At 71.0% G+C, this 25,379-nt stretch carries 26 protein-coding genes and 1 pseudogene; 20 read left to right on the forward strand and 7 right to left on the reverse strand.

Going from position 1 to position 25,379, the window contains the following annotated elements:
- From ACZ7NC_RS11785 to ACZ7NC_RS11805, 5 genes and pseudogenes are all read left to right on the forward strand, one after another.
- A pseudogene (locus tag ACZ7NC_RS11785) lies at positions 1-213 on the forward strand (IS701 family transposase); the annotation flags it as partial.
- A 231-nt stretch (positions 214-444) separates the two neighbouring features.
- Entirely contained in the window at positions 445-1,617 is a 1,173-nt protein-coding gene (gene alr, locus ACZ7NC_RS11790) for an alanine racemase (RefSeq protein WP_471487184.1), read from the forward strand.
- Positions 1,618-1,890: 273 nt separating this feature from the next.
- The gene (locus ACZ7NC_RS11795) at positions 1,891-3,132 is read left to right on the forward strand and encodes an alpha/beta fold hydrolase (RefSeq protein WP_471487186.1); all 1,242 of its coding nucleotides are present in this window, start codon (positions 1,891-1,893) and stop codon (positions 3,130-3,132) included.
- Positions 3,098-3,610, forward strand: coding sequence for a tRNA (adenosine(37)-N6)-threonylcarbamoyltransferase complex ATPase subunit type 1 TsaE (tsaE, locus tag ACZ7NC_RS11800; RefSeq protein WP_471487188.1), 513 nt, complete (start codon positions 3,098-3,100; stop codon positions 3,608-3,610). Before ACZ7NC_RS11795 ends, tsaE begins: the two co-directional genes overlap by 35 nt.
- Before the next feature lie 158 nt (positions 3,611-3,768).
- Positions 3,769-3,942, forward strand: coding sequence for a hypothetical protein (locus ACZ7NC_RS11805; protein ID WP_471487190.1), 174 nt, complete (start codon positions 3,769-3,771; stop codon positions 3,940-3,942).
- 71 nt (positions 3,943-4,013) lie between these two features.
- Here ACZ7NC_RS11805 and ACZ7NC_RS11810 read toward each other — a convergent pair whose 3' ends face one another.
- Positions 4,014-4,574 carry a hypothetical protein gene (locus ACZ7NC_RS11810; protein WP_471487192.1) on the reverse strand — a complete coding sequence of 187 codons (561 nt, stop codon included), beginning with the start codon at positions 4,572-4,574 and terminating at the stop codon, positions 4,014-4,016.
- Positions 4,575-4,688: 114 nt separating this feature from the next.
- Between ACZ7NC_RS11810 and tsaB the strand changes: the two genes are divergently transcribed.
- Genes tsaB through ACZ7NC_RS11830 form a run of 4 tightly spaced genes read left to right on the forward strand, consistent with a single transcriptional unit; the run spans position 4,689 to position 7,225 of the window.
- Positions 4,689-5,345, forward strand: coding sequence for a tRNA (adenosine(37)-N6)-threonylcarbamoyltransferase complex dimerization subunit type 1 TsaB (gene tsaB / locus ACZ7NC_RS11815; protein ID WP_471487194.1), 657 nt, complete (start codon positions 4,689-4,691; stop codon positions 5,343-5,345).
- A 50-nt stretch (positions 5,346-5,395) separates the two neighbouring features.
- The gene (gene rimI, locus ACZ7NC_RS11820; RefSeq protein ID WP_471487521.1) at positions 5,396-5,869 is read left to right on the forward strand and encodes a ribosomal protein S18-alanine N-acetyltransferase; all 474 of its coding nucleotides are present in this window, start codon (positions 5,396-5,398) and stop codon (positions 5,867-5,869) included.
- Positions 5,862-6,968 carry a tRNA (adenosine(37)-N6)-threonylcarbamoyltransferase complex transferase subunit TsaD gene (gene tsaD, locus ACZ7NC_RS11825; RefSeq protein WP_471487196.1) on the forward strand — a complete coding sequence of 369 codons (1,107 nt, stop codon included), beginning with the start codon at positions 5,862-5,864 and terminating at the stop codon, positions 6,966-6,968. The genes rimI and tsaD overlap by 8 nt, the downstream gene beginning before the upstream one ends.
- Complete coding sequence (locus ACZ7NC_RS11830; protein WP_471487198.1) at positions 6,965-7,225, forward strand: hypothetical protein; 261 nt, start codon at positions 6,965-6,967, stop codon at positions 7,223-7,225. The genes tsaD and ACZ7NC_RS11830 overlap by 4 nt, the downstream gene beginning before the upstream one ends.
- 45 nt (positions 7,226-7,270) lie before the next feature.
- Here ACZ7NC_RS11830 and ACZ7NC_RS11835 read toward each other — a convergent pair whose 3' ends face one another.
- The gene (locus tag ACZ7NC_RS11835) at positions 7,271-9,592 is read right to left on the reverse strand and encodes a beta-xylosidase/alpha-l-arabinosidase (RefSeq protein ID WP_471487200.1); all 2,322 of its coding nucleotides are present in this window, start codon (positions 9,590-9,592) and stop codon (positions 7,271-7,273) included.
- A gap of 122 nt (positions 9,593-9,714) precedes the next feature.
- On the opposite strand from ACZ7NC_RS11835, the gene ACZ7NC_RS11840 reads away from it, so the two are divergent.
- The 4 genes from ACZ7NC_RS11840 to ACZ7NC_RS11855 all read left to right on the forward strand — a co-directional run bounded on the left by ACZ7NC_RS11840 (position 9,715) and on the right by ACZ7NC_RS11855 (position 13,934).
- On the forward strand, positions 9,715-10,830 hold the full coding sequence (locus ACZ7NC_RS11840) for a LacI family DNA-binding transcriptional regulator (protein WP_471487202.1): 1,116 nt from the start codon (positions 9,715-9,717) through the stop codon (positions 10,828-10,830).
- A gap of 189 nt (positions 10,831-11,019) precedes the next feature.
- A complete protein-coding gene (locus ACZ7NC_RS11845) occupies positions 11,020-12,078 on the forward strand; it encodes an LCP family protein (protein ID WP_471487204.1) in 1,059 nt (352 codons plus the stop codon).
- A 148-nt stretch (positions 12,079-12,226) separates the two neighbouring features.
- Entirely contained in the window at positions 12,227-12,583 is a 357-nt protein-coding gene (locus tag ACZ7NC_RS11850; RefSeq protein ID WP_471487206.1) for a YciI family protein, read from the forward strand.
- Between the two features lie 46 nt (positions 12,584-12,629).
- Positions 12,630-13,934, forward strand: a complete 1,305-nt coding sequence (locus tag ACZ7NC_RS11855) for an RNA polymerase sigma factor (protein ID WP_471487208.1) — start codon at positions 12,630-12,632, stop codon at positions 13,932-13,934.
- On the opposite strand, the gene ACZ7NC_RS11860 is transcribed toward ACZ7NC_RS11855, so the two are convergent.
- The gene (locus tag ACZ7NC_RS11860) at positions 13,935-15,107 is read right to left on the reverse strand and encodes a THUMP-like domain-containing protein (RefSeq protein ID WP_471487210.1); all 1,173 of its coding nucleotides are present in this window, start codon (positions 15,105-15,107) and stop codon (positions 13,935-13,937) included.
- A gap of 188 nt (positions 15,108-15,295) precedes the next feature.
- On the opposite strand from ACZ7NC_RS11860, the gene ACZ7NC_RS11865 reads away from it, so the two are divergent.
- The 4 genes from ACZ7NC_RS11865 (at position 15,296) to groL (ending at position 19,429) form a co-directional block, all read left to right on the forward strand.
- Positions 15,296-16,312, forward strand: a complete 1,017-nt coding sequence (locus ACZ7NC_RS11865; protein ID WP_471487212.1) for a polysaccharide deacetylase family protein — start codon at positions 15,296-15,298, stop codon at positions 16,310-16,312.
- Positions 16,313-16,344: 32 nt separating this feature from the next.
- The gene (locus ACZ7NC_RS11870) at positions 16,345-17,136 is read left to right on the forward strand and encodes a polysaccharide deacetylase family protein (RefSeq protein ID WP_471487522.1); all 792 of its coding nucleotides are present in this window, start codon (positions 16,345-16,347) and stop codon (positions 17,134-17,136) included.
- 242 nt (positions 17,137-17,378) lie between these two features.
- The gene (gene groES / locus ACZ7NC_RS11875) at positions 17,379-17,687 is read left to right on the forward strand and encodes a co-chaperone GroES (protein WP_003998759.1); all 309 of its coding nucleotides are present in this window, start codon (positions 17,379-17,381) and stop codon (positions 17,685-17,687) included.
- Positions 17,688-17,803: 116 nt separating this feature from the next.
- Entirely contained in the window at positions 17,804-19,429 is a 1,626-nt protein-coding gene (gene groL, locus ACZ7NC_RS11880) for a chaperonin GroEL (RefSeq protein ID WP_471487214.1), read from the forward strand.
- Positions 19,430-19,501: 72 nt separating this feature from the next.
- Here groL and ACZ7NC_RS11885 read toward each other — a convergent pair whose 3' ends face one another.
- From ACZ7NC_RS11885 to ACZ7NC_RS11895, 3 genes are all read right to left on the reverse strand, one after another.
- Positions 19,502-20,194 carry an ester cyclase gene (locus tag ACZ7NC_RS11885; protein ID WP_471487216.1) on the reverse strand — a complete coding sequence of 231 codons (693 nt, stop codon included), beginning with the start codon at positions 20,192-20,194 and terminating at the stop codon, positions 19,502-19,504.
- A gap of 217 nt (positions 20,195-20,411) precedes the next feature.
- Positions 20,412-21,185 carry an SDR family NAD(P)-dependent oxidoreductase gene (locus ACZ7NC_RS11890; RefSeq protein WP_471487218.1) on the reverse strand — a complete coding sequence of 258 codons (774 nt, stop codon included), beginning with the start codon at positions 21,183-21,185 and terminating at the stop codon, positions 20,412-20,414.
- 122 nt (positions 21,186-21,307) lie between these two features.
- Positions 21,308-21,976 carry an MOSC domain-containing protein gene (locus tag ACZ7NC_RS11895; RefSeq protein WP_471487220.1) on the reverse strand — a complete coding sequence of 223 codons (669 nt, stop codon included), beginning with the start codon at positions 21,974-21,976 and terminating at the stop codon, positions 21,308-21,310.
- Between the two features lie 80 nt (positions 21,977-22,056).
- Between ACZ7NC_RS11895 and ACZ7NC_RS11900 the strand changes: the two genes are divergently transcribed.
- Positions 22,057-22,953, forward strand: a complete 897-nt coding sequence (locus tag ACZ7NC_RS11900) for a LysR family transcriptional regulator (protein ID WP_471487222.1) — start codon at positions 22,057-22,059, stop codon at positions 22,951-22,953.
- 57 nt (positions 22,954-23,010) lie between these two features.
- On the opposite strand, the gene ACZ7NC_RS11905 is transcribed toward ACZ7NC_RS11900, so the two are convergent.
- Complete coding sequence (locus ACZ7NC_RS11905; RefSeq protein ID WP_471487224.1) at positions 23,011-23,340, reverse strand: WhiB family transcriptional regulator; 330 nt, start codon at positions 23,338-23,340, stop codon at positions 23,011-23,013.
- A 381-nt stretch (positions 23,341-23,721) separates the two neighbouring features.
- Here ACZ7NC_RS11905 and ACZ7NC_RS11910 point away from each other — a divergent pair, with 381 nt between their 5' ends.
- Positions 23,722-24,333, forward strand: a complete 612-nt coding sequence (locus tag ACZ7NC_RS11910; RefSeq protein WP_003948568.1) for a response regulator transcription factor — start codon at positions 23,722-23,724, stop codon at positions 24,331-24,333.
- 305 nt (positions 24,334-24,638) lie between these two features.
- On the forward strand, positions 24,639-25,226 hold the full coding sequence (locus ACZ7NC_RS11915; RefSeq protein ID WP_471487226.1) for a sigma-70 family RNA polymerase sigma factor: 588 nt from the start codon (positions 24,639-24,641) through the stop codon (positions 25,224-25,226).
- Positions 25,227-25,379 lie beyond the last annotated feature (153 nt).

Genomic DNA, 25,379 nt, shown 5'->3' on the forward strand with positions numbered 1-25,379 from the left:
GCTGTCGAGGAATGCTTCCAGACCGCGAAGCAGGAATGCGGCCTGGACGACTACCAGGTCCGCCGCTATCCCGGCTGGCACCGCCACATGACCCTCGCCATGGCCGCTCATGCCTGCCTGACCGTCCTGCGGGCACGGGAGCTGGACACGGACAAAGCAGAAACGGATCCTCCCAGCTCATTCACCTCAGCCTCGCCGAGATTCGACGCCTGATCACCCGCCTCACCGACCGCCGCCTCACACCCATCGACCACATCCTGCACTGGTCGCACTGGCGACGACGACGCCAGCACCAAGCCCGCATCAGCCACTACAAACGACGCGGACACAGTCCCTGAAACTGCCCAGCAATCAGAACAAGCACCGTTGCAGTACTAGCCCCGTCGGCCGAGGGGGGCCCGGCTCGGCCGCGTTGTCGGAGCGCTCTGAGACACTGGGGGCGCGATGACAGAGACAACAGCCCTGCGGACCGCGCCCCTGCGAGCCCGCGCCGAGATCGATCTGGCCGCCCTGCGGGCCAATGTGCGGACCCTGCGCGCCCTCGCGCCGGGCGCGGCCCTGATGGCCGTCGTGAAGTCGGACGCGTACGGCCATGGGGCGGTGCCCTGTGCCCGCGCGGCCGTCGAGGCGGGTGCCGAGTGGCTGGGTACGGCCACGCCGGAGGAGGCCCTCGTGCTGCGGGCCGCCGGGCTGCGCGGCATGCGGATCATGTGCTGGCTGTGGACGCCGGGCGGGCCCTGGCGGGAGGCCATCGAGGCCGACGTCGACGTCTCCGTGAGCGGGATGTGGGCCCTGCGGGAGGTCACCGAGGCCGCCCGGCAGGCCGGCGCCCCCGCGCGCGTGCAGCTCAAGGCCGACACCGGGCTCGGGCGCAACGGCTGCCAGCCGGGTGAGGACTGGGCCGAGCTGGTCCGGGAAGCCCTGCGGGCGGAGGCCGACGGGCTGATCCGTGTCACCGGGCTCTGGTCGCACTTCGCCTGCGCCGACGAGCCCGGCCATCCCTCCATCGCCGCCCAGCTCGACGTCTTCCGCGAGATGGTGTCGTACGCCGAGGGGCAGGGCGTGCGGCCCGAGGTGCGGCACATCGCCAACTCGCCCGCCACGCTCACCCTCCCGGAGAGCCACTTCGACCTGGTGCGCACGGGCATCGCGACCTACGGCATCTCGCCCAGCCCCGAGCTCGGCAGCGCGGCCGACTTCGGGCTGCGGCCGGTGATGACGCTCTCGGCGTCCCTCGCGCTGGTCAAGCACGTGCCGGCGGGCCACGGCGTCAGCTACGGCCACACCTACCTCACCCCGGGCAAGACAACCCTCGGCCTGGTCCCCCTCGGCTACGCGGACGGCATCCCGCGGCACGCCTCCGGCTCGGGGCCCGTGCTGGTCGGCGGTAAATGGCGGACGGTCGCGGGACGGATCGCGATGGACCAGTTCGTCGTCGACCTGGGCGGGGACGAGCCCGAGCCGGGTGCCGAGGCCGTGCTGTTCGGGCCCGGCGACCGCGGTGAGCCCACCGCCGAGGACTGGGCGCAGGCGGCCGGGACCATCGCGTACGAAATCGTCACGCGGATCGGAACGCGCGTTCCACGCGTCTACGTCTCTAGGAATGCGTCCGAGTGATGTGGCCGTGTGCCCGTACGTGTGATGGGTCGGTTTGGTGCGTCCGCGTGGTGCGTTCGTGTGGTGCGTACGTGTGACGCGCCCATGTGATGCGTCTTCGTGATGCGGCTATGTGACGCGGGCAATGTGATGCGTCCGTCCGAATGCGGTTATGTGAATGAGGAACGAGACGGGTAACCCGTTCTGGGCATCAGAACGAGACCCCGGGCATCAAACCAACGGACCCGGCATCACACCGACAGACCGGCACAACCCAGCGAAGAGGAGCGGTACGTGAGCGAGAGCAGCGCGGAGGCCGTCGCGGCCGTCGCCTCCGCCACGGGGGCGGCCGCGAACTGGCGCAGGGCGACCGGCATCGCCGGCGCGGCGATAGGCGTGATCGCGGCGGGCGCGGCGGCCGGCGTCGCCATAGAGCGGATGACGGTGGGCCGCGGCATGCGGCAGAAGGCCCGGCTCGCCCTCGACTCGGCGGGACCGTACGGCTCGCTGCGCGGCACGCCCGGCAAGGCGCAGGCCGACGACGGCACCGAGCTGTACTACGAGGTCGACGACGTCGACCCCGAGGCCGCCCCCACCCTCACCCCGCGCCGGCGACGGCTCTTCGGGCGCAAGGCGCCCGCCCCGGTCACCGTCGTCTTCAGCCACGGCTACTGCCTCAGCCAGGACTCCTGGCACTTCCAGCGGGCCGCGCTCCGCGGCGTCGTGCGCACCGTGCACTGGGACCAGCGCAGCCACGGCCGCTCCGGGCGCGGGGTCGCCCAGACGCAGGAGGGCAAGCACGTCGACATCGAGCAGCTCGGGCGCGACCTGAAGGCCGTCATCGACGCGGCCGCGCCGGAGGGGCCGCTCGTGCTGGTCGGGCACTCCATGGGCGGGATGACGATCATGGCACTGGCCGACCAGTACCCCGAGCTGATCCGTGAGCGGGTGGTCGCCACCGCCTTCGTCGGTACGTCGTCCGGGAAGCTCGGCGAGGTCAACTTCGGGCTGCCCGTCGCCGGGGTGAACGCGGTACGGCGCGTGCTGCCGGGCGTGCTCAGGGCGCTGGGCCAGCGGGCCGAGCTGGTGGAGAAGGGGCGCCGGGCCACCGCCGACCTGTTCGCCGGGATCATCAAGCGGTACTCCTTCTCGTCCCGGGACGTCGACCCGGCCGTCGCCCGGTTCGCCGAGCGGATGATCGAGGGGACGCCGATCGACGTGGTCGCGGAGTTCTACCCGGCCTTCACCGACCACGACAAGACCGAGGCGCTCGCCCTGTTCACGGACATGCCGGTGCTCGTGCTGGCCGGCGTGGGCGACCTCGTCACCCCCAGTGAGCACAGCGAGGCCATCGCCGATCTGCTCCCGGAGGCCGAGCTGGTCCTCGTGCCGGACGCCGGCCACCTGGTGATGCTGGAGCACCCAGAGGTGGTCACGGACCGTATGGCCGACCTGCTCACCCGGGCGGGCGCCGTGCCCGCAGGGGCTACGGTTAGTGGCTATGGAAGCACCAGCAGCCCCGCACAACGCGGGTGACCTCGAGCTGACCGTCACCTCTCCCGAACAGATGCGGGAGCTGGGCCGCCGACTCGCCAAGCTGCTGCGCGCCGGCGACCTTCTGATGCTGAGCGGGGAGCTCGGCGCGGGCAAGACGACGCTGACGCGTGGGCTCGGCGAGGGGATGGGGGTCAGAGGAGCGGTCACCTCCCCGACCTTTGTGATCGCCCGGGTGCACCCGTCCCTCGGCGACGGTCCGCCGCTCGTCCACGTCGACGCCTACCGGCTGTCCGGCGGCCTGGACGAGATGGAGGACCTCGACCTGGATGTCTCGCTGCCCGAGTCGGTGATCGTCGTGGAGTGGGGCGAGGGCAAGGTCGAGGACCTGACCGAGGAACGGCTCCAGGTCGTCATCCACCGGACCGTCGGTGACACGACGGACGAGGTACGGCATGTGACGGTGACCGGCCTCGGAGAGCGCTGGGCCGCGGTGGATCTGAGCGTGCTGTCGGCGTGATGAGCGGGGTGGGCCGGTGAGCCTCCCCGCCCCTCATGAACATTCCGACAAGACGTCGGCAAGATATTGCGTTCCTGGTCTTGTGCGTGGTCACATGGTACCCAGCTCGTAGTTAGGTGTACCTAACTACGTCCGCCCCCGGCCCCCAGGAGGCGTCCATGCCGGCATCGGAGAACAAGGTCCAGCAGCGGCCCCAGGTGGTTGCCGGGGTGTCCATGCGCGACCTGCTGGCCGCCGGCGCCGCCGCGAACGTGATCTCCACTCCGCCCCGCGTCCCCGACACGGAGACGCCCCGGTCGTCCGCCGATCAAGGGCAGCGCGAAGCCGCGTAGCGCTCCGCCGGCGGTGCGGTGATGGGCGGTTGCTGTCCCCGCGCCCCTTGGGGCGTTGCCGAACCGTCTGTTCAGTGGATCACGACCACTGGCCGTCCGATCGTCGCGAAGTCCCACATCGCGTCGCCGTCCGCCCGCGATTCCCGGATGCCGCCCGTCCGCAAGGTCGGGTTGGGGTTGGGAAGGGGTGACGCGCTCTGGACGGCCGTGCTGAAGCCGATGGTCACCCCGTCCACGGTCGCGAAGCGGACGACGTGCTCGACGGGGGTGCCCTCGGTGCCGGTGGCCATGTTGGAGCGGGAGGTCACCGTGTAGACGCCCGTGAGCGGGTCGACCGATCCGGGGGTGACGCGGAACGTCCGCTTGACCTTGCCGGCCCCGTCGACCAGCCACACCCGGTCGTCGTCCACCGAGTACACGACCCGCTGTCCCGTACCGGACCCGGTCGGCAGCGAGTCCGGCTCCTTCTTGTCGCGGGGCACTTTGGAGGTACTCACCTCGAGTGAGCCGGCGGCGCGCGGCCTGCTCAGGTCGGCCGGGACGGTCGCCGAGGCCTGGAAGGCGAGGAAGCCGACGGTCCCGAGGGCGACAGCGGTGAGCCCCGCGACAAGTCCGGAGCTGCTTGTTGCCACCGTCGCCCACCTCAGCATTCGCGTCGTATGTCGTGATCCAGCCCGACCGTAGCAGCCAGTGACCGACGCACCGGGGCGGCGCTTCCCGAGCCGTGAGCGCCGTAGGCTGTTTGCGTGCTCTTGCTCGCTCTGGATACCGCCACCCCCGCCGTCACCGTCGCGCTGCACGACGGTACGGACGTCATCGCCTCGTCGAGCCAGGTGGACGCGCGCCGGCACGGCGAGCTGCTGCTGCCGGCCGTCGACCGCGTCCTCGCCGAGGCCGGTGTGAAGCTCGACGCCGTCACCGGCATCGTCGTAGGCATCGGACCCGGCCCGTACACCGGACTGCGCGTCGGACTGATGACCGCCGACACCTTCGGGCTCGTCCTCGGCGTCCCCGTGCACGGCCTGTGCACACTGGACGCCCTCGCCTACGCCGCCGACATCGAGAAGGGCCCCTTCGTCGTCGCGACCGACGCCCGGCGCAAGGAGGTCTACTGGGCGCGGTACGCCGACTCCCGCACCCGCCTGACCGACCCGGCCGTCGACCGGCCCGCCGACATCGCCGACCAGGTCGCCGGACTGCCCGCCGTCGGCGCGGGCGCGCTGCTGTACCCCGACACCTTCCCCAGCGCCCACGAACCCGAGCATGTGTCGGCGGCGGCGCTCGCGGGTCTGGCCGCCGAGAAGCTGGCGGCGGGCGAGGAACTCCCCGCGCCCCGGCCGCTGTATCTGCGCCGGCCCGACGCCCAGGTCCCCAAGAACTACAAGGTGGTCACCCCCAAGTGACCGGACCCGTAACCTCTTCCGCCGCTCCCTCCGGCCCCGTGCTGCGCGAGATGCGCTGGTGGGACATCGACCGCGTGCTGGAGCTGGAGAAGGACCTGTTTCCCGAGGACGCCTGGTCCCGGGGCATGTTCTGGTCCGAGCTGGCCCATGCGCGCGGCCCCGAGGCGACCCGGCGCTATGTCGTCGCCGAGGGGCCCGACCGGGTCGTGGGCTACGCCGGCCTCACCTCCGCCGGGGACCTCGCCGACATCCAGACCATCGCCGTCGCCCGCGACCACTGGGGCACGGGTCTCGGCGGCCGTCTCCTCACCGAACTCCTCCGCGCCGCCACCGACTTCGAGTGCGCCGAAGTGATGCTGGAGTGCCGCGTGGACAACGTCCGCGCGCAGAAGCTCTACGAGCGCTTCGGCTTCGAGGCCATCGGCTTTAGACGCGGCTACTACCAGCCGGGGAACGTGGACGCCCTGGTGATGCGACTGACCGCCCCCGAAAACTCCGTACAAGGAACCGAGATCAATGGCTGACTCGCGGGACGTTCCCCTCGTCCTCGGCATCGAGACCTCCTGTGACGAGACCGGTGTCGGCATCGTCCGCGGTACCACCCTGCTCGCCGACGCCATCGCCTCCAGCGTCGACGACCACGCCCGCTTCGGCGGTGTCGTGCCCGAGGTCGCCTCACGGGCGCACCTGGAGGCGATGGTCCCGACCATCGACCGCGCGCTGAAGGAGGCCGGGGTGAGCGCCCGCGACCTGGACGGCATCGCGGTGACCGCCGGTCCGGGCCTCGCGGGCGCGCTGCTGGTCGGCGTGTCGGCGGCGAAGGCGTACGCCTACGCGCTGGGCAAGCCGCTCTACGGCGTCAACCACCTGGCCTCCCACATCTGCGTGGACCAGCTGGAGCACGGCGCGCTGCCGGAGCCGACGATGGCGCTGCTGGTGAGCGGCGGCCACTCGTCGCTGCTGCTGTCGACCGACATCACCTCGGACGTACGGCCGCTCGGCGCGACCATCGACGACGCCGCGGGCGAGGCCTTCGACAAGATCGCCCGGGTGCTGAACCTGGGCTTCCCCGGCGGTCCGGTCATCGACCGGTACGCCCGCGAGGGCGACCCGGACGCGATCGCCTTCCCGCGCGGACTGACCGGGCCGCGCGACCCGGCGTACGACTTCTCCTTCTCGGGGTTGAAGACGGCTGTCGCCCGCTGGATCGAGGCGAAGCGGGCGGCGGGGGAGGAGGTGCCGGTGCGTGATGTGGCGGCCTCCTTCCAGGAGGCGGTCGTCGATGTGCTCACCCGCAAGGCCGTACGGGCCTGCAGGGACGAGGGCGTCGACCATCTGATGATCGGCGGCGGTGTGGCCGCCAACTCCCGGCTGCGGGCGATGGCGCAGGAGCGGTGCGAGGCGGCCGGTATCCGGCTCCGGGTGCCGCGGCCGAAGCTGTGCACGGACAACGGCGCGATGGTGGCGGCGCTCGGGGCGGAGATGGTGGCGCGCAATCGGGCCGCGTCGAGCTGGGACCTGTCGGCGGACTCGTCGCTGCCGGTGACGGATCCTCACGTGCCGGGCACCGACCACTCTCACGACCATGTGCACGAGGTCAGCAAGGAGAACCTGTACTCGTGACGGTCGCGTTGATGTGGGAGGCGCGGGCGGCTGTGGGGCGGGGTGAGGAGCTGCTCGCGTGGGCCGGGGCGCGGGCGCGGGAGTTGGGCGTACGGCCGCTGCGGTGGGAGACGTTTCGGGCGCCGGAGGACCGGGTTCTCGTCATCACCTGGTGGGACGCGGAGTACGACGCGGAGTTGCCTGAACTTCCTGAGCCCAAGGGGGAGTTGGTGACTCGGGCGGTGCATCGGTGGCGGTTCGAGTCGGTGGATGCCTGACCCGGCCGGTCCGCCGTCGGCCACAGGGGACGAGGCTCGGCCGGGTCAGGAAAGAGCCCGTGTCTCCGACTCGCATCGGAGCCACCGATCCGGTCCCGGCCTCCGGATCGGCCCGGTGAGGTTCAGCCGTTCCGTATGCCGCACATCCCCGCTGGACGCCCCCACCCGCAGCTCCAGCACCCCCGGTTCGACCACCCTCCGCCCCGACCGGTCGCTGAACGACGACAGATCCGCATGGAAGCGGAACGTCACCCGCCGCGCCTCGCCCACCCCCAACTCCACCCGCTGATACCCGATCAGCCGCACATCCGGCCGAGTGACCGACGCCACCGGGTCGTGCAGATACAGCTGGACGACCTCGGCCCCCGCGCGCTCCCCCGCGTTGCGGACGGTGAGCGAGAGGTCGTACGTGCCGTCCGTGGTGATCTCCGACGCCGTCCCCTGGAAGTCCTCCCACGCGAACGACGTGTACGACCTGCCGTGCCCGAACGCGTACAACGGCGTCGGATCCAGATTGCTCACCTCCCCCGCCAGCCCCAACGGCGGCTGAAGATACGTCCAGGGCTGCCCCCCGGGCTCCCGAGGCACACTCACCGGCAGCCGCCCCGAGGGATTCACCCGCCCCGACAGCACTCCCGCCACCGCCGGCCCGCCCTCCTCCCCGGGGAAGAACGCCTGGACGACCGCCGCCAGCCGCCCCTGCCAGCGCCCCAGCGCATACGGTCGGCCGGTCAGCAGCACCAGCACCACCGGGACGCCCGTCGCCACCAACGCGTCCAGCAGCTCGCCCTGCGCCCCCGGCAGCCGCAGGTCCGTCACATCGCAGCCCTCGCCCGACGTGCCCCGCCCGAACAACCCCGCCCGGTCGCCCAGCACCGCCAGGCACACATCTGCCTCCGACGCCCGCGCAACCGCCTCCTCGAAGCCCGCCGTGTCCGGGTCCGAGACCCCGCACCCTTCCGCGAACGTCACCTTGGCGTCGGGGAGTTCGGCGCGCAGGGCCTCCAGGACCGTCGGGATCTCGATGCCCATCGGCACCTCGGGGTGGTGCGTGAGGACGTGGGAGGGGAAGGAGTAGCAGCCCAGCATCGCCAGGGCGTCGGCCGCGCGCGGGCCCACCACCGCGATACGAGCGTCGGGGGGCAGCGGCAGGACGCCGTCCGGGTTGTCCAGCAACACCACCGACTCCTCCGCCACCCGCCGCGCCAGCGCCCGGTTCGCGGGGGAGTCCAGGTCGATCCGCGAGCCCGTCGGCTCGGGGGCCCAGTCCTCGTCCAGGAGGCCGAGCTCGCACTTCTGGAGCAGCACCCGGCGCGCGGCCCGGTCCACCAGTTCCTCCGGGATCCCGCCCGCCCGGACCGCCTCCAGCAGCGGCTTCCCGTAGCACTTCAGGGTCGGGAGTTCCACATCGATACCCGCCGCCAGCGCCACCTGCGCCGCTTCCGCCGGGCTGCCCGCCACCCGGTGCAGCGTCTCCAGGAAGCCGATGCCGAAGTAGTCGGCGACCACCGTGCCCGTGAAGCCCCAGCCCTCCCGGAGGAGTTCCGTCAGCAGTCCCGGGTCCGCCGACGCCGGCACCCCGTCCGTCTCGTTGTACGCCGCCATCACCGACCGCGCCCCGCCCTCGCGCAGCGCCATCTCGAAGGGAGGGAACGTCACGTCCGCGAGCTCCCGCACACCCGCCCGCACCGGCGCCAGATTGCGCGCGCCCGCCGAGGACGCGTACCCGGCGAAGTGCTTGAGCGTCGCGATGACGCCGGCCGACTCCAGGCCCCGGACGTACGCCGCGCCGATGGTGCCGGTCAGATACGGGTCCTCGCCGATCGTCTCCTCGACCCTGCCCCAGCGGGGATCGCGTACGACGTCCAGGACCGGCGCGAGACCCTGGTGGACGCCGACCGAGCGCAGGTCCTGGCCGATGCGCCGGGCCATCTCCTCGATGAGCGGGGGGTCGAAGGACGCTCCCCAGGCCAGCGGTATGGGGTACGCGGTGGCCTGCCAGGCCGTGAAGCCGGCGAGGCACTCCTCGTGGGCCACCGCCGGGATGCCGAACCGACCCGCCTCGGCGATACGGCGCTGGGCGCGGGCCAATGCCTGCGCGCCCAGCGCCGGGTCCACGGGGGCGGTGCCGAAGGAGCGGGTGAGCTGGCCCAGGCCGTGGGTGATCAGCTCGGTCCAGTCGTAGTCGGCGGTCATGTCGTGCTGGTGCGGGGCGACTCCCTCGGCCCGTGCCTCGCCGTCCGTGGCGGCGCCCACCCACACGCCGTACAACTGGGCGGTCTTCTCCTCCAGGGTCATCCGGGAGAGGAGGTCGTCTACGCGGGCGGCGGCGGGCAGGGCGGGGTCGCGCCAGGGGTCGGTGGTCATGAAACTCCTGTCGGGGCGAGGGCCCACTCACGAATGTTTCGTTATTCACCTCGAATGTTCCGGGAACCTAGGGCCGGTAAGAAGGGTTCGTCAAGAGGTCGCGCAGGGATACGATCGCCGCCATGACTGCCCGTGAGCCCGCAGCAAGCCGGACGACAGTGTCGAAAAGCCGGTCGACAACGTCGGAAACCCGGACGACCGCGACGACGGCGGCGACCACCGGCCGGTCGACGCAGACCGCGACCCTCGCCGAGATCGCCCGCGAGGCCGGAGTGTCCGCGCCGACTGTTTCGAAGGTCCTCAACGGACGTGCCGACGTCGCCCCGGCCACCCGCACCCGCGTCGAGGAACTCCTGCGCGCCCACGGCTACCGCCGACGGCGGGCCGAGGCGAGCCGTTCCCCCCTCATCGACCTGGTCTTCCACGAGTTGGAGAGCGCGTGGGCGATGGAGGTCATCCGGGGCGTGGAGAACGTGGCCCGCGACGCGGGGTTGAGTGTGGTGCTGAGCGAGAGCGCGGGGCGGCTGACCCCCGGGCGCACCTGGGCCGACCAGGTCGCCGCCCGTCGCCCGCACGGTGTGATCCTCGTGCTGTCCGGCCTCGACGAGTCCCAGCGCGCGCTGCTGACCAGCCGTTCGATCCCGTTCGTGGTGATGGACCCGGCGGGCGACCCGGGCGCCGACGTGCCGTCGATCGGGGCGACCAACTGGCAGGGCGGGCTGGCCGCCACCCGGCATCTGGTCGAGCTGGGGCACCGCAGGATCGGCGCGATCACCGGGCCGTCCCGCATGATGTGCAGCCGCGCCCGCGTCGACGGCTACCGCGCCGCCCTGGAGACGGCCGGACTCCCGGTCGACCCCGACCTGGTCAGGCCCGGCGACTTCCATCACGAGACCGGCTACCGGCAGGGCCTGGAACTGCTGCGCCGCCCGGACCGGCCGACCGCCGTCTTCGCCGGCAACGACCTCCAGGCGCTCGGGCTGTACGAGGCCGCGCGCGAGCTGGGGCTGCGGATCCCGGAGGACCTGAGCGTCGTCGGCTTCGACGATCTGCCCATCGCCCGCTGGGTGGGGCCGCCGCTGACGACCGTACGGCAGCCGCTGACGGAGATGGCCGAGGCCGCGGCGAAGCTGGTGCTCGACCTCGCGCGGGAGGAGGGGGCGCCGGTGGCGACGCGGGTGGAGCTGGCGACCAGCCTGGTGGTGCGCAGCAGTACGGGGGAGCCGTCGGCGGTTTAGCGGGAGAGGCCTGTTGCCGTATTGGCGGGTTGTTGCGGGGCACTCCACGCCGCACCGAAGTCAGTCGGTTACATCGCCGAAACTTTCGCTGTCCCTAGTGAGGGCGGTTTCGTCGGGAAGTCTGAGAATTTCCGAAGAAAGGCGGTCTGGCGGCGCTGCCCGTAATAAATCGGACGTACGTTCCTGCGTATGACGGGACTCGGCGCGAACGGGCGGGAAACGGACGGGGACGACGCCAGACACCTCGGCCGGCGGTCCACAGCGCTCAGGACCGTCGGCCTCCTCCTCGCGGGCACGCTGGTCCTGGCCGTCGCCGCGGCGGGCTGGGTCTACTGGCACCTCAACGACAACATCAAGAGCGTCGACATCGACAGCGCCCTCGGCGACAACCGTCCGCCGAGGCCGATGACGGCCCCGTCCCCCTCGGCGTCCCCGCTGCCCACCGGGGCCCTGAACATCCTGGTCCTGGGCTCGGATTCGCGCAGCGGCGCGGAGAACCGGGAACTGGGCGGCGGCAGCAGCACCGGCGCCCGCTCCGACACGGCGATGGTGGTCCACCTCTACGCCGGCCGTACACGGGCCACGGTCGTCAGCGTCCCGCGCGACACCCTGGTCACCCGCCCGTCCTGCCCGCTGCCGTCGGGGGGTTCGACCGAGGTGTCGTACAACTCCATGTTCAACAGCGCGTACGCGATCGGCGGCCCGGTATGCGCGGTCAAGACCGTCGAGTCGATCACGAACATACGCATGGACCACTACATCGAGATCGACTTCTCGGGCTTCGCGAATCTGGTCGACGCGCTGGGCGGCGTCACGGTCACCACGGACGAGGACATCGACGACGAGGACAGCCACCTGACCCTGAACGCCGGCACCCATCACCTCGACGGCAAGACGGCCCTCGCCCTGGCCCGCACCCGGCACGGCATCGGCGACGGCAGCGATCTCGGTCGTATCGGCCTCCAGCAGCAACTGGTGAAGGCCCTCCTGGACCAGATATCCGCCACGTCCCTCCTCACCGACCCCGCCAAGCTGTACCGGGCCGCCGACGCGGTGACGGCCGGCCTGACGACCGACACCGGCCTGGACTCGCTGGGCGAGCTGGTCAGCCTGGGTCAGAGCCTTCGGGGTCTGTCGTCGGACGCGGTACGGACGGTGACCATGCCGGTGGTGCCGGCGGCGTCGGACCGCAACCGGGTGGTGGCACGGGAGCCGGCGGCGGGGGAGCTGTGGGAGTCGCTGCGGTGAGAGAGACCGGCGCGAAAGATTGGTGAGAGAGGCCGCTGGAAAAGATCTTCGGAGAAATCCGGGGGAGCGTGTCGATCCGGTGGTCCGCCGATCGACGCAGGGGTGAGAGGCCGGGAAGGACCCGGCCCCGCACCACCGAGGAGCCACCATGCCCCGCTACCTGTCGCTCGTGAAGATCGACGAGTCCACCGCCCCCGCCGAGGGCCCGAGCCCCGAGCTGATGCAGCGGATGGGCGAGCTGCTGGAGGAGATCACCAAGGCCGGCGTCATGCTCGACACGGCCGGACTGACGCCGCCCGCGCAGGGCAGCCGCGTGCACTGGGAGGGCGGAAAGATCTCCGTCACCGACGGTCCCTTCACCGAGTCCAAGGAGGTCATCGGCGGCTACGCGCTCATGCAGTGCAAGGACATGGCCGAGGCCCTGGAGTGGACCAAGCGGTTCGTCAAGGTGCACGGCGAGGAGTGGACGGTGACCTGCGAGGTGCGGGAGATCGCCGAGGGCTGAGCCGGTTCCTTGGCTCTGTAGCCGTACGGGTGTCTGATGGTGGGTTGTGGAACCGCAGCCCCAGCCCACCGCAGACACCCGCGGCACCACGGGTGCCCTCGACACGGCCGCGACCGTCGAGACCGTCTTCCGTATCGAGTCCCCGCGTGTCATCGCCACCGTCACCCGCATAGTCCGCGATGTCGGCATCGCCGAGGAGCTGGCGCAGGACGCGCTGGTCGCCGCGCTGGAGCAGTGGCCCCGGGACGGCGTCCCGGACAACCCCGGCGCCTGGCTCATGGCCGCCGCCAAGCACCGCGCCGTGGACCTGATCCGGCGCCGCGAGAACTACGCCCGCAAGCTCGCGGAGATCGGCCGCGACCTGGAGACGACCGCACCGCCGGAAGAGCCCTCTGCCCTGCATGACCCCGACGACATCGACGACGACCTGCTCCGCCTGGTCTTCACCGCCTGTCACCCGGTGCTGTCGCCGCAGGCCCGTATCGCCCTCACCCTGCGTCTGCTCGGCGGCCTGACGACACCGGAGATCGCCCGCGCGTTCCTGGTGCCGGAGGCGACGGTCGCCCAGCGCATCGTCCGCGCCAAGCGCACGCTCGCGACGAAGAACATCGCCTTCGAGGTCCCGTACGGCCCCGACCGCGAGGCCCGCGTCGGCTCGGTGCTCGACGTCATCTACCTGATCTTCAACGAGGGGTACGCGGCCACGGCCGGCGACGACTGGCTGCGCCCGGCGCTGTGCGAGGACGCGCTGCGGCTGGCCCGGCTGCTGTCCGGGCTGATGCCGAAGGAGCCGGAGGTGCACGCCCTGACCGCCCTCCTGGAGTTCCAGGCGTCCCGCGCGGCGGCCCGCACCGGCCCGTCCGGCGAACCGATCCTCCTCAAGGACCAGAACCGCAGCCGCTGGAACCGCATGCTCATCGCCCGCGGCATCACGGCCCTGTCCCGCGCGGAGGCCGCAGCCACGGGCGCCCCCGGCCCGTACGTCCTCCAGGCCGCCATCGCCGCCTGCCACGCGCACGCGTACACGTACGAGGAGACCGACTGGCGGACCATCGCGACGCTGTACGCCCTCCTGGCCGCCCGCTCCCCCTCCCCGGTGGTGGAGTTGAACCGTGCCGTCGCCGTCTCGATGGCCGAGGGTCCGGGGCCCGCCCTGGAGATCGTCGACACCATCGCCACCGAACCGGCCCTGCGGGACTACCACTTGCTGCCCAGCGTCCGCGGCGACCTGCTGCTGCGTCTCGGCCGTACGGCGGAGGCACGGGCGGAACTCGAGCGCGCGGCGACGCTGACGCGGAACGAGCCGGAGCGGGAGATGCTGCTGAGGCGGGCGGCGGACGCCGGGGCGTGACTACGCCGGGCGCCCGACCAGCATCGTCGGCGCCCCCGCCACCCGGGTCAGGAACACGGTCGCCGAGTTGGGTCCCTGCGGCTTGACCTTCTTCCGCAGTTCCTCCGGCTCGACCGCCGACCCCCGCTTCTTCACGGTCAGGATCCCGACCTCACGCTCCCGCAGCAGCGCCTTCAGCTTCTTGACGTTGAAGGGGAGCTGATCGGTGATCTCGTACGCCGTCGCATACGGCGTCGGCCGCGGTTCGTCCGCCGTGACGTACGCGATGGTCGCGTCGATCAGCCCGCCGTCCAGCGCGTCGGCGACCTCGGCGACCAGGTGGGCGCGGATGACGGCGCCGTCGGGCTCGTACAAGTACCGTCCGACGGGGCGGACTTCGGGGTCGGGGAGGCCGCGGGAGAGCAGTGAGCGCGGGCCCGGCAGCAGGGTGGCCCGCACCGCCCCGGGGTCGGTGCCGAACCACAGCACCGCCTCCTTCACGTCCCCGCCGTCCGAGATCCACTCGGCCTCGGCGTCGTCGGGAATCGCCTCGTGGGGGATGCCGGGCGCGATCTTCAGCGCGGCGCGAGGGGCCTTGCGCGCCGCTTCCACGGCCCACGACAGCGGCGGTGAGTACGCCTCGGGATCGAAGACCCGCCCGCGGCCGCCGCGCCGGGCGGGGTCGACGAACACGGCGTCGTAGCCGCTCGTGTCCACCTCGGTGACGTCCGCCTCCCGCACCTCGACCAGTTCCCCGAGCCCCAGCGCCGCCATGTTCGCCCGGGCCACCGCCGCCGTCACCGGATCCCGGTCCACCGCCAGCACCCGGATCCCGGCCCGCGCCAGCGCGATCGCGTCGCCTCCGATGCCGCAGCACAGGTCGGCGACGGACCGTACCCCGGTCGCCTGGAAGCGCTCGGTCCGATACGTCGCCACGCTCGCCCGCGTCGACTGCTCCACCCCGTTCGGCGTGAAGAACATCCGCCCCGCGTCCGCCGCGCCGAACTTCGCCACCGCCCGCTGCCGCAGCCGCGCCTGTCCGAGGGCCGCCGACACCAGTTCGGCGGGATGCTCGCGGCGCAGCCTGGTGGCGACGGCGAGTTCGTCGGCGGGGTCGGTGTCGCGGACGGCGTCGAGGAGGGCGCGGCCCTCGGGGGTGAGGAGGGAGGCGAAGGCGGCGAGGTGGTCATTCACCGGGTCATTGTCGGCCAGACGGCCTGCTGCCCGCTCAAGGGGCCAGGCGGCCAATGGGCCGATGGGTCGATCAATGGGAATGGGCCACGCGGTGCGCCGCCCGCTCTGTGGGCCAGTCGGTGGATGGTCCGGCGACTGCCGCGGTGTCGGCCCGGGTTCGGGGCGGGAGCCTGCCAAGATCCGGCTCCATGCAACTAGTAGTACAAAATGACAAAAGTCCCCGAAATGGGGCAGCGGTGGTGCGGCGCGGTCAGTGGACGACCCGGCGTTCACGCGTCCACGGTGTCATCGCCGGGCTCGCCGCGGCCGCCGTGGCCTCCGGCTGTGCGCAGCCCGGCGGAGTGGGGGTCCCAGGGGAATCGGGGGCCGGCGGCGGATCCGAGGCCGCGGGTCCCACCGCGAGCCGGCGGCCCCTCAAGGCGCCTCCCCCGGTGGTCACTGAGGACCCGCAGGCCAAGGAGGTCCAGTCCGCCCGGGAGGCACACGCCGCCCGGGTCGCCGCCGCCCGGCGCTGGCGCCTGGAAAGGGTCCCGCTCGCGCCCCCGCCGCCCCCTGCCAAGAAGGCGAGGATCACCACGCGTGACGGCTTCGAGGTCGACGGGCACGAGGAACTCGGCCTCCCGCCCGTCTTCACGACCGTCCCGACCCGACAGCGGGTCGTCTTCCTCACCATCGACGACGGCGCCGAGAAGGACCCGACGTTCCTGCGGATGATGAGCGATCTGCGGGTGCCGTACACCGCCTTCCTCAGCAACTACCTGATCAAGGACGACTACGGCTACTTCAAGCGGATGCAGCGCCGTGGCGTGGTCCTGAACAACCACACCCTCCATCACCCCTACCTCCCGGCCCTCTCCTACCGCGGTCAACAGTTTGAGATCTGCGGCATGCAGGAGGTCATCGCGGAGCGCTACGGCAAGCGCCCGTTGCTCTTCCGCCCGCCCTACGGCAACTACGACCGGGACACCCTGCGCGCCGCGAAGTCCTGCGGTGTCGAGTACGTCCCGCTGTGGAACGCGGAGGTGTTCGTCGACCACTGGGAGTACCGCGAGCCGGACCGGAAGGTCCGACCGGGTGACATCGTGCTCAGTCACTTCCGGGGCAGGGAGGACTGGAAGGGCACAATGCCCGACATGATCCGCCGGTTCCTGAACAAGGTGACGGCCGAGGGGTACGCGGTGGCCCGGCTGGAGGACTACCTGTGAGGTCGGCGCCGGGGGCGCGGGCGCTCGCCGCCATGGTCCTGGCGTCCGCTCTGCTCGCCGGTTGCGGCGGCGCCGGGGATACGGCCGACCCCCGTGGAGGGCGATCCGAGCGCGCGGCACGGTCGGCGAAGAACTCGACGCACACGGCAGCGCAGCCGTACCGCCACTGGGGTCTGAGCGCCCCGCTGCCCGCGCCCCCGTCGCCGCCCGCGCGGAGACCGCCGTGGCCGTCCGGCGACCCGCTGCCCGTGGTCCACCGCGTCCGCACGCCCCACAAGGTCGTCTTCCTCACCTACGACGACGGCGCCGAGAAGGACCCGCGCTTCGTCGACATGGTCCGTGAACTACGGCTGCCGGTCAGCATGTTCCTCACGGACAGCGTGGTCGGACCGGGCTACGGCCACTTCGCGCGACTGCGCGCGGTCGGCGCGTCGATCCAGAACCACACCCTCGACCACGCAGCCCTGCGCGGTCTTCCGTACGCCGGACAGCGCGTCGAGATCTGCGGCCAGCAGAACAAACTCCGCGCCCGCTTCGGCATCCGCCCCCGCTTCTTTCGCCCGCCCTACGGCGCGTACGACACCACCACGCTCCGCGCGGCGGCCGACTGCGGTGTGACGGCGGTCGTGCTGTGGCGGGCGGCGATGGAGGGCGACGGCGAACTGACGTACGCGAAGGGACCCGTCCGGCTGAGCGCCGGCGACATCGTGTCCGTCCCTTCGGGGGAGCCGGCCGGACTGAGTCTGAGGGAGCGGACGACGAGGCTGCTGCGGGAGATCCAGGAGCGTGGGCTGACGGTGGGGCGCCTGGAGGACTACCTGTAGTGCGGGCTGCCGGTCTGCGCCAGTGGGGGCTGCCGGTTGGCGCCAACCCGGTGCGCCGCGCCGCAGGGAATTAGCAGTCCGCTTGACCGAGTGCTAATCGCGGTCATAGTCTCGGCTCTGGCACTCCCCACTGGAGAGTGCCAATACGCGACGGGCAGGTCCGGCACCCGCGACGACGGATCCACCTGGTCGCCACCTCAGACAGTTAACCCCGTGAGATCTCCGAAGGGGGAGGTCGGATCGTGACGACCACCAGCTCCAAGGTTGCCATCAAGCCGCTTGAGGACCGCATTGTGGTCCAGCCGCTCGACGCCGAGCAGACCACCGCCTCTGGCCTGGTCATCCCGGACACTGCCAAGGAGAAGCCCCAGGAGGGCGTCGTCCTGGCCGTGGGCCCGGGCCGCTTCGAGAACGGCGAGCGTCTTCCGCTCGACGTCAAGACCGGCGACATCGTGCTGTACAGCAAGTACGGCGGCACCGAGGTGAAGTACAACGGCGAGGAGTACCTCGTCCTCTCGGCTCGCGACGTGCTCGCGATCATCGAGAAGTAGAACCACCTCAGTTTTTCCAGCTGCGCCCCTGGCCCCCCGCGACCACTTAAAGAAGCCGGGCGCCCGGGGCGCAGTGTCTTTTTGAACCCACAGAATTCGAGAGGGCTCACGCTGTCATGGCGAAGATCCTGAAGTTCGACGAGGACGCCCGTCGCGCCCTCGAGCGCGGCGTCAACAAGCTGGCCGACACGGTCAAGGTGACGATCGGCCCCAAGGGCCGCAACGTCGTCATCGACAAGAAGTTCGGCGCGCCCACCATCACCAACGACGGCGTCACCATCGCCCGTGAGGTCGAGGTCGAGGACCCGTACGAGAACCTCGGCGCCCAGCTGGTGAAGGAGGTGGCGACCAAGACCAACGACATCGCGGGTGACGGCACCACCACCGCCACCGTGCTCGCCCAGGCGCTGGTGCGCGAGGGCCTGAAGAACGTCGCCGCGGGTGCCTCCCCGGCCGCCCTGAAGAAGGGCATCGACGCCGCCGTCGCCGCGGTCTCCGAGGAGCTGCTGGCCTCGGCCCGCCCCATCGACGAGAAGTCGGACATCGCCGCCGTCGCCGGGCTCTCCGCCCAGGACAGCCAGGTCGGCGAGCTCATCGCCGAGGCGATGGACAAGGTCGGCAAGGACGGTGTCATCACCGTCGAGGAGTCCAACACCTTCGGCCTGGAGCTGGACTTCACCGAGGGTATGGCCTTCGACAAGGGCTACCTGTCGCCGTACTTCGTGACGGACCAGGAGCGCATGGAGGCCGTCCTCGAGGACCCCTACATCCTCATCAACCAGGGCAAGATCGCCTCCATCGCCGATCTGCTGCCGCTGCTGGAGAAGGTCATCCAGGCCGGTGCCTCCAAGCCGCTGCTGATCATCGCCGAGGACGTCGAGGGCGAGGCCCTGTCGACCCTGGTCGTGAACAAGATCCGCGGCACCTTCAACGCGGTCGCGGTCAAGGCCCCCGGCTTCGGTGACCGCCGCAAGGCGATGCTGCAGGACATGGCGACCCTCACCGGCGCCACGGTCATCTCCGAGGAGGTCGGCCTCAAGCTCGACCAGGTCGGCCTGGAGGTGCTCGGTTCCGCTCGCCGGATCACCGTCACCAAGGACGACACCACGATCGTCGACGGTGCCGGCAAGTCCGAGGACGTGCAGGGCCGCGTCGCCCAGATCAAGGCCGAGATCGAGAACACCGACTCCGACTGGGACCGCGAGAAGCTCCAGGAGCGCCTCGCGAAGCTGGCCGGCGGCGTGTGCGTGATCAAGGTCGGCGCCGCCACCGAGGTGGAGCTGAAGGAGAAGAAGCACCGCCTGGAGGACGCCATCTCCGCGACCCGCGCCGCGGTCGAGGAGGGCATCGTCTCCGGTGGTGGCTCCGCTCTGGTCCACGCCGTGAAGGTCCTCGAGGGCAACCTCGGCAAGACCGGCGACGAGGCAACCGGTGTCGCGGTCGTCCGCAAGGCCGCCGTCGAGCCGCTGCGCTGGATCGCCGAGAACGCCGGCCTGGAGGGCTACGTCATCACCTCCAAGGTCGCCGAGCTCGACAAGGGCCAAGGCTTCAACGCCGCGACCGGTGAGTACGGCGACCTGGTCAAGGCCGGCGTCATCGACCCGGTCAAGGTCACCCGTTCCGCCCTGGAGAACGCCGCCTCCATCGCCTCCCTGCTCCTCACGACCGAGACCCTGGTCGTCGAGAAGAAGGAAGAGGAGGAGTCGGCCGCCGGTGGCCACGGGCACGGCCACGCCCACTGAGCCAAGCCGCTCGTAGAAGGCCCCGGCCCCCGCACATATGCGCGGAGGCCGGGGCCTTCCCCTTCGCGGGCTTCACTGAGCGAGTACCCCCAGCTGCTCCAGCAGACCCGCCCGGTCGTAGAGCCAGTGGCTCTCGCAGATCCTGCCGTTCCGGAACCGTTGCCAGGTCATGCCCTGCATGGTCACGTCCTGCCCGGTCGCGGGAATCCCGAGAAACTCGCCCTTGTGCCGCGCGGCCCATGTCCAGCGCGTGCACACCTGGTCGCCCTGGGCCAGCTGATCGTCGATCCGGAACATGAAGTCGAAGGCGGCCCGCCAGCCCGCGTACTGCTCCTGCAGCCCTGCGACGCCCTGCAGCGGCTCCGGATACGACGGATCGTGATCCACGTAGTCGTCGGTGAGATGGTCCCCGATCTGCTCCGGCGCCATCCGCCCCATGTTCCCGAAGAAGGACCGCGCGGCCAGCACGTTCAACTGCTCGTCCCGCACGACGTCGAGATCGGTGAAGGTGGGCGCCTCGTCGCAGAGCGCGACCATCTCCTGGAAGATCCGATCGGTCTCGGGCAGATTCGAATTCTGCATCGCGTCTTCGTAGGACGGGAACTCCACGATCTCGACGAAGTGCGCCGAGTCGGACCGATCCTTCCCGATCATGTCGTGCGTCGCCGTCCGCTTCCCCTTGGTCTGGTCGACCCACCTGTCCATCAGCCGGTTCATCTCGTCGAACCGACTGGTCCTGCAATCGATGAGCTGCACGAAGGTCATGACGCCGGTGCCTCCCGGTGGGGCTGGGTGGGACTGGACAGAACCATTGTCCCCACCGAGGCATCCCGGCGCCTCTTGGCCGCTCGGCATGATGACGGCATGCGGGTGTGGGGGGAGACGGTCCGTCTCGGCGGGTGGTGACATCGGCGTGGCCGTGAGCCGACCGCGAGGGAGCAGGCGACAGCGGCCCGCACGGACCCATTGCGCCCCAACGCCCCTACTGCGGCCCGTACTTCCGTCCGGTCCGCGAACTGATCCCGCCCAGCATCCCGCGAGGCACCAACTTCGCCGCCCCCAACAGCACCTTGTACCGAGGATCCGGAATCGACAGCGACTTCCCCCGCGCCAGATCCCCGAGCGCCGCCGCCACCAGCTTGTCCGCGTCCAGCCACATCCACCCCGGAATGTTGTCCGTGCCCATCCCGGCCCGTTCATGGAACTCGGTCCGCACGAACCCGGGGCACAGCGCCATCAACCGTACCCCGCTCCCGGCCAGATCCCGCGCCGCCCCCTGCGTGAACTGCACGACCCACGCCTTGGAGGCGCCGTACGTCCCGCGCGGTACGAAGGCCGCCACGGACGCGACGTTCACTACGCCGCCGCGGCCCCGCTCCCGCATCGCCTCGGTCGCCGCGGACGTCAGGCGCAGTACGGCCTCGCAGTGCACCTTGAGCATCTTGAGCTCGTCGGCCATGGGGACGTCGAGGTAGCGGCCCTTGTTGCCGAAGCCGGCGTTGTTGACCAGCAGGTCGACGGGGTTCCTGCGGTCGGCGAGGCGGGTGGCGACCGTCTCGATGCCGGTGTCCTCGGCGAGGTCGGCGGTGAGCACCTCGGCCTCGATGCCGTGCCGGTCGTGCAGTTCGGTCGCCTGTTCGCGCAGCCGCTTGGTGTCCCGGGCCACCAGGACGAGGTCATGCCCGTCGGCGGCCAGCCGCCGCGCGAAGGCGGCGCCGATGCCCGCGGTCGATCCCGTAATCAATGCCGTTGTCATGGAGCAAGGTTAGTGACCTGGACTGTGTGCATCCGTTTACTGCACAGCCCCTCCCGATCGGTGAAGCTCGGGCGAAGACCGGGGCGGTGAGCGCTCGTCGGACGCCGTGAAGTGAGGCTTCGTCAGGCCCCGTGCTGGGCCACGTACTTGTGCGCCGCCTCCAGCGACTCCGGGTGCAGGGCCGCACCCGCCGCCAACAGCCGCGGCAGCAGCGCCCGGTCCGTCGTGACCGCCCGGAACTGAAGCGCCACCGTCACGTCGTGGTCCGGCCGGTGAATGATCTCCAGCGGGTCGCCCGCCCGGATCTCGCCCGGCTCGATCACCCGCAGATACGCACCCGGCGCGGCCTTGGCCGTGAACCGCTTCACCCACTGCTTCTCACCCACATGGCCCTGGAAGGTGCGACAGGGAATCCGGCCGCACGTCACCTCCAGCACCACCCCGGACCCGATCCGCCAGCGCTCGCCTATCAGCGCCCCGGACACGTCGAGGCCGGAAGTCGTGAGGTTCTCGCCGAAGCCGCCGTTCGCCAGCGGCCGCCCCAGCTCGCGCTCCCAGTCGTCGAGGTCCTCACGCGCCACCGCGTACACGGCCTGGTCGTCGCCGCCGTGATGGCGCAGGCTGCACACCTCGTCCCCGGCCACGCCGCTGCCCGCGGTCCCCTTGGGCCCGGGCGCCGCCACCCGCACCGGCCCGTCGACCGGCTGCTTGTCTATCCCGGTCACGCCTTCGGGATGGTCGGTGTACGGCACGGACTGCCGACGGCCCAGGTTCACGGACAGAAGCTTCATGACGGCACGGTAGGCGACCAGCAGTCAAAGCGTCCATGCATTATCCGGCGCCATATCCAAGGTTCGCTTATGCTCGACATGTGATCGAGGCTCGTCATCTCCGTGTGCTGCGCGCCGTCGCCGCCAGCGGCTCCTTCTCCGCGGCGGGGCGCGAACTGGGCTGCACCCAGCCTGCCGTCAGCCAGCAGATGAAGGCCCTGGAGGCATCGGTCGGCACCCCCCTGCTGGTCCGCAGCGGGCGCGAGATGCGGCTGACCCAGGCCGGTGAGGCGCTGGTGCGGCACGCGGCCGGGATCCTGTCCGGGCTCACCGCCGCCGAGGAGGAGGTCGCCGCCATCGCGGGGCTGCGGGCCGGCCGCGTACGGCTCGTCTCCTTCCCCAGCGGCAGCTCCACCCTCGTCCCGACCGCCCTCGCCGCCCTGCGCGCCGCGCACCCGGGCACCCGTGTCTCCCTGGAGGAGGCCGAGCCGCCGAAATCCGTCGAGCTGCTGCGCGAGGGCGACTGCGATGTTGCGCTCGCCTTCCGTTACGAGGGTGCGGCGCAGGAGGGGGAGTGGGACGACCTTGTCGCACGCCCCCTGCTGACGGACCGTCTCGTCGGCCTCGTACCGGAACGGCACCGGCTCGCCCGCGCCGGTTCCGTCGCCATCGGGGAACTCGCGGCCGAGCCCTGGATCGCCGGATGCCCGCGCTGCCGGGGACAGCTGGTCGAGGTGTGCGAGAGCGCCGGCTTCACGCCCCGCATCGACTTCGCCACCGACGACTACCCGGCGGTCGTCGGCCTGGTGGGCGCCGGCCTCGGCGTGGCCGTCCTGCCGCAGCTGGCCGTCGAGTCCGTACGGCCACGAGGGGCGCGCATGCTGACGCTGGAACCGGCCGTCCGCCGGGAGATCGTCGCGCTCACCCTGCCCGACCTGGCGCAGGTGCCGGCCGTCGCGGCGACGCTGGAGCAACTGGCGCGGGCCGCCGCCCGCTAGCCGACAGCGCAGAAGGAAGGGCACGCGCGTGCGTGCCCTGATTGCAGAAACGTTCCTTCAGGAGTTTGGGGCAGCCTCGCCGCTGGTTGTCGACGCCGACACCAGCCGGTTGCGCGCCCGCCCCATGAGTTCCTCGCGCTCGTCCTCGGTCAAGCCGCCCCAGACGCCGTACGGTTCGCGTACCGCCAGCGCGTGCGCCGCGCACTGCGCGCGCACCGGGCACCTCATGCAGACCTCCTTGGCCGAGTTCTCTCGAGCGCTCCGAGCCGCCCCGCGCTCGCCCTCCGGATGAAAGAAGAGCGAGCTGTCCACCCCGCGGCATGCAGCCAGCAGCTGCCAGTCCCACAGGTCCGCGTTCGGTCCGGGAAGGCGGGAGAAATCTGCCATTGCGTGACCCCTTGTAGCCGTTCTAGGCGGATACGGTGTCTACGACCGTACATCTACGATCTAAGGAGATGAAAATATGACTCATTGCGAATCTAGCCCCAAACGCCATGAAACGGGAAGAAAAAGGGCTGAATGGGGCATGGGTTGTGATGAAACATTGTGGGTCCGTCGTGCATGTCTGCCCCGTGTCCGTCCCCTCACGTAGAGTGCCGAAGACGGCACATGGCCCCGTAACTCTTTCGAGTGACCGTCGTTGAGAGGGCGGAGGCGGTTGAAGGAACAAGCGCTCGGGCAGGCGTCCGAGACGGTCGACCGCACAGGTGACGATTTCGTACCAGCCTGGAGGCTCAAGGTGACGTGCATCAGCTGCGGAGGGCGGCCATGACATCCGTCCTCGTCTGCGACGACTCCCCGCTTGCCCGAGAGGCGCTCCGCCGCGCGGTCGCGACCGTGCCCGGCGTCGAGCGTGTGACGACGGCGGCCAACGGCGAGGAAGTCCTCCGCCGCTGGGGCGCCGACCGCTCGGACCTGATTCTGATGGACGTACGCATGCCCGGCCTGGGCGGCGTCGAGACCGTGCGGCGGCTGCTGTCCGCCGACCCCGGTGCGCGCATCATCATGCTCACCGTCGCCGAGGACCTGGACGGGGTGGCCCTCGCGGTCGCCGCCGGTGCCCGCGGCTATCTGCACAAGGACGCCTCGCGCGCGGAGCTGCGCGCCACCGTCACCCAGGCCCTCGCCGACCCCACCTGGCGGCTCGCCCCGCGGCGGCTGCGCTCCGCCGAGATGGGTGCGGCGCCGACGCTCACCGCGCGTGAGATCCAGGTCCTGGAGGGCATGAGCCACGGCCGCTCGAACGCCGAGATCGGCCGCGAGCTGTTCCTCTCCGAGGACACGGTCAAGACGCACGCCCGGCGGCTGTTCAAGAAGCTCGGCGCCTCGGACCGCGCGCACGCGGTGGCGCTCGGCTTCCGGTGGGGCCTGGTTCGTTAAGCGCCCCACCGAGGATGCCGCGTGGTGTCGTCCGCCGGCCGCGGGTTCGTCGTGGCTGGTCGCGTAGTTCCCCGCGCCCCTTCGGGGGCGCGGCTGCGGGGTCGGTCGATCGGTCCTGTCGGTGCCCGATGCTCGTTTCGCCGCGGATGCCGCATCCTTGAGATGTGGAGTCTCTCGGGGACGAGTCGGTCGAGCGGAAGAGGAGGGCGCAAGGGATGAGTTCCGGCGCACCTGCTCATAACGCTTCGGTGCACAACATCGGGCGCGATGCCACGGACCCTACGGCCGCAAGGCACCATGGACCGATGCGCGACGACGAGGCGGCCAACGCCGCAGGGGCGATCGGTGCGCTCGTCCGTCGCGCGGTGGACGGGGACGAGCAGGCCACGCACGATCTGCTCGCGCATGTCCACCCCCTGGCCCTGCGCTACTGCCGCACCAGGCTGTCCCGCCTCCCGGGCGACGCCCGGCACTTCGTCGAGGACCTCGCCCAGGAGGTCTGCGTCGCCGTCCTGCTCGCGCTGCCGCGCTACAAGGACACCGGCCGCCCCTTCGAGGCGTTCGTCTTCGCCATCGCCGCGCACAAGGTCGCCGACCTGCAGCGGGCGGCGATGCGGCACCCGGGTTCCACGGCGGTCCCGTCCGACGAGATGCCCGAGCGGCCGGATGACTCGCTCGGCCCGGAGGAGCGGGCGCTGCTCAGCAGCGACGCCGAATGGGCCAAGAAACTGCTGGCCAACCTGCCGGAGAACCAGCGGGAGCTGTTGCTGCTGAGGATCGCGGTGGGCCTCACGGCCGAGGAGACCGGCCAGATGTTGGGAATGTCACCCGGTGCGGTTCGGGTGGCCCAGCACCGGGCGCTGAGCAGGCTCAGGGCGCTCGCAGAGCAGTAACCCCTTTGGCGTAAGCGCCTTCCTTGAACAGGCCTCTCGACAATTCCGTACGAACATACGAAGCCCGGGGTGACGCGGAACCGTGGAATTCGAGAGCCATGCTTCCCGTTAGCATGGACATCCGCACCGATCAAGGCCATTTGGGGAAGGTGT

This window comes from Streptomyces sp. NPDC111802 (assembly GCF_055634335.1).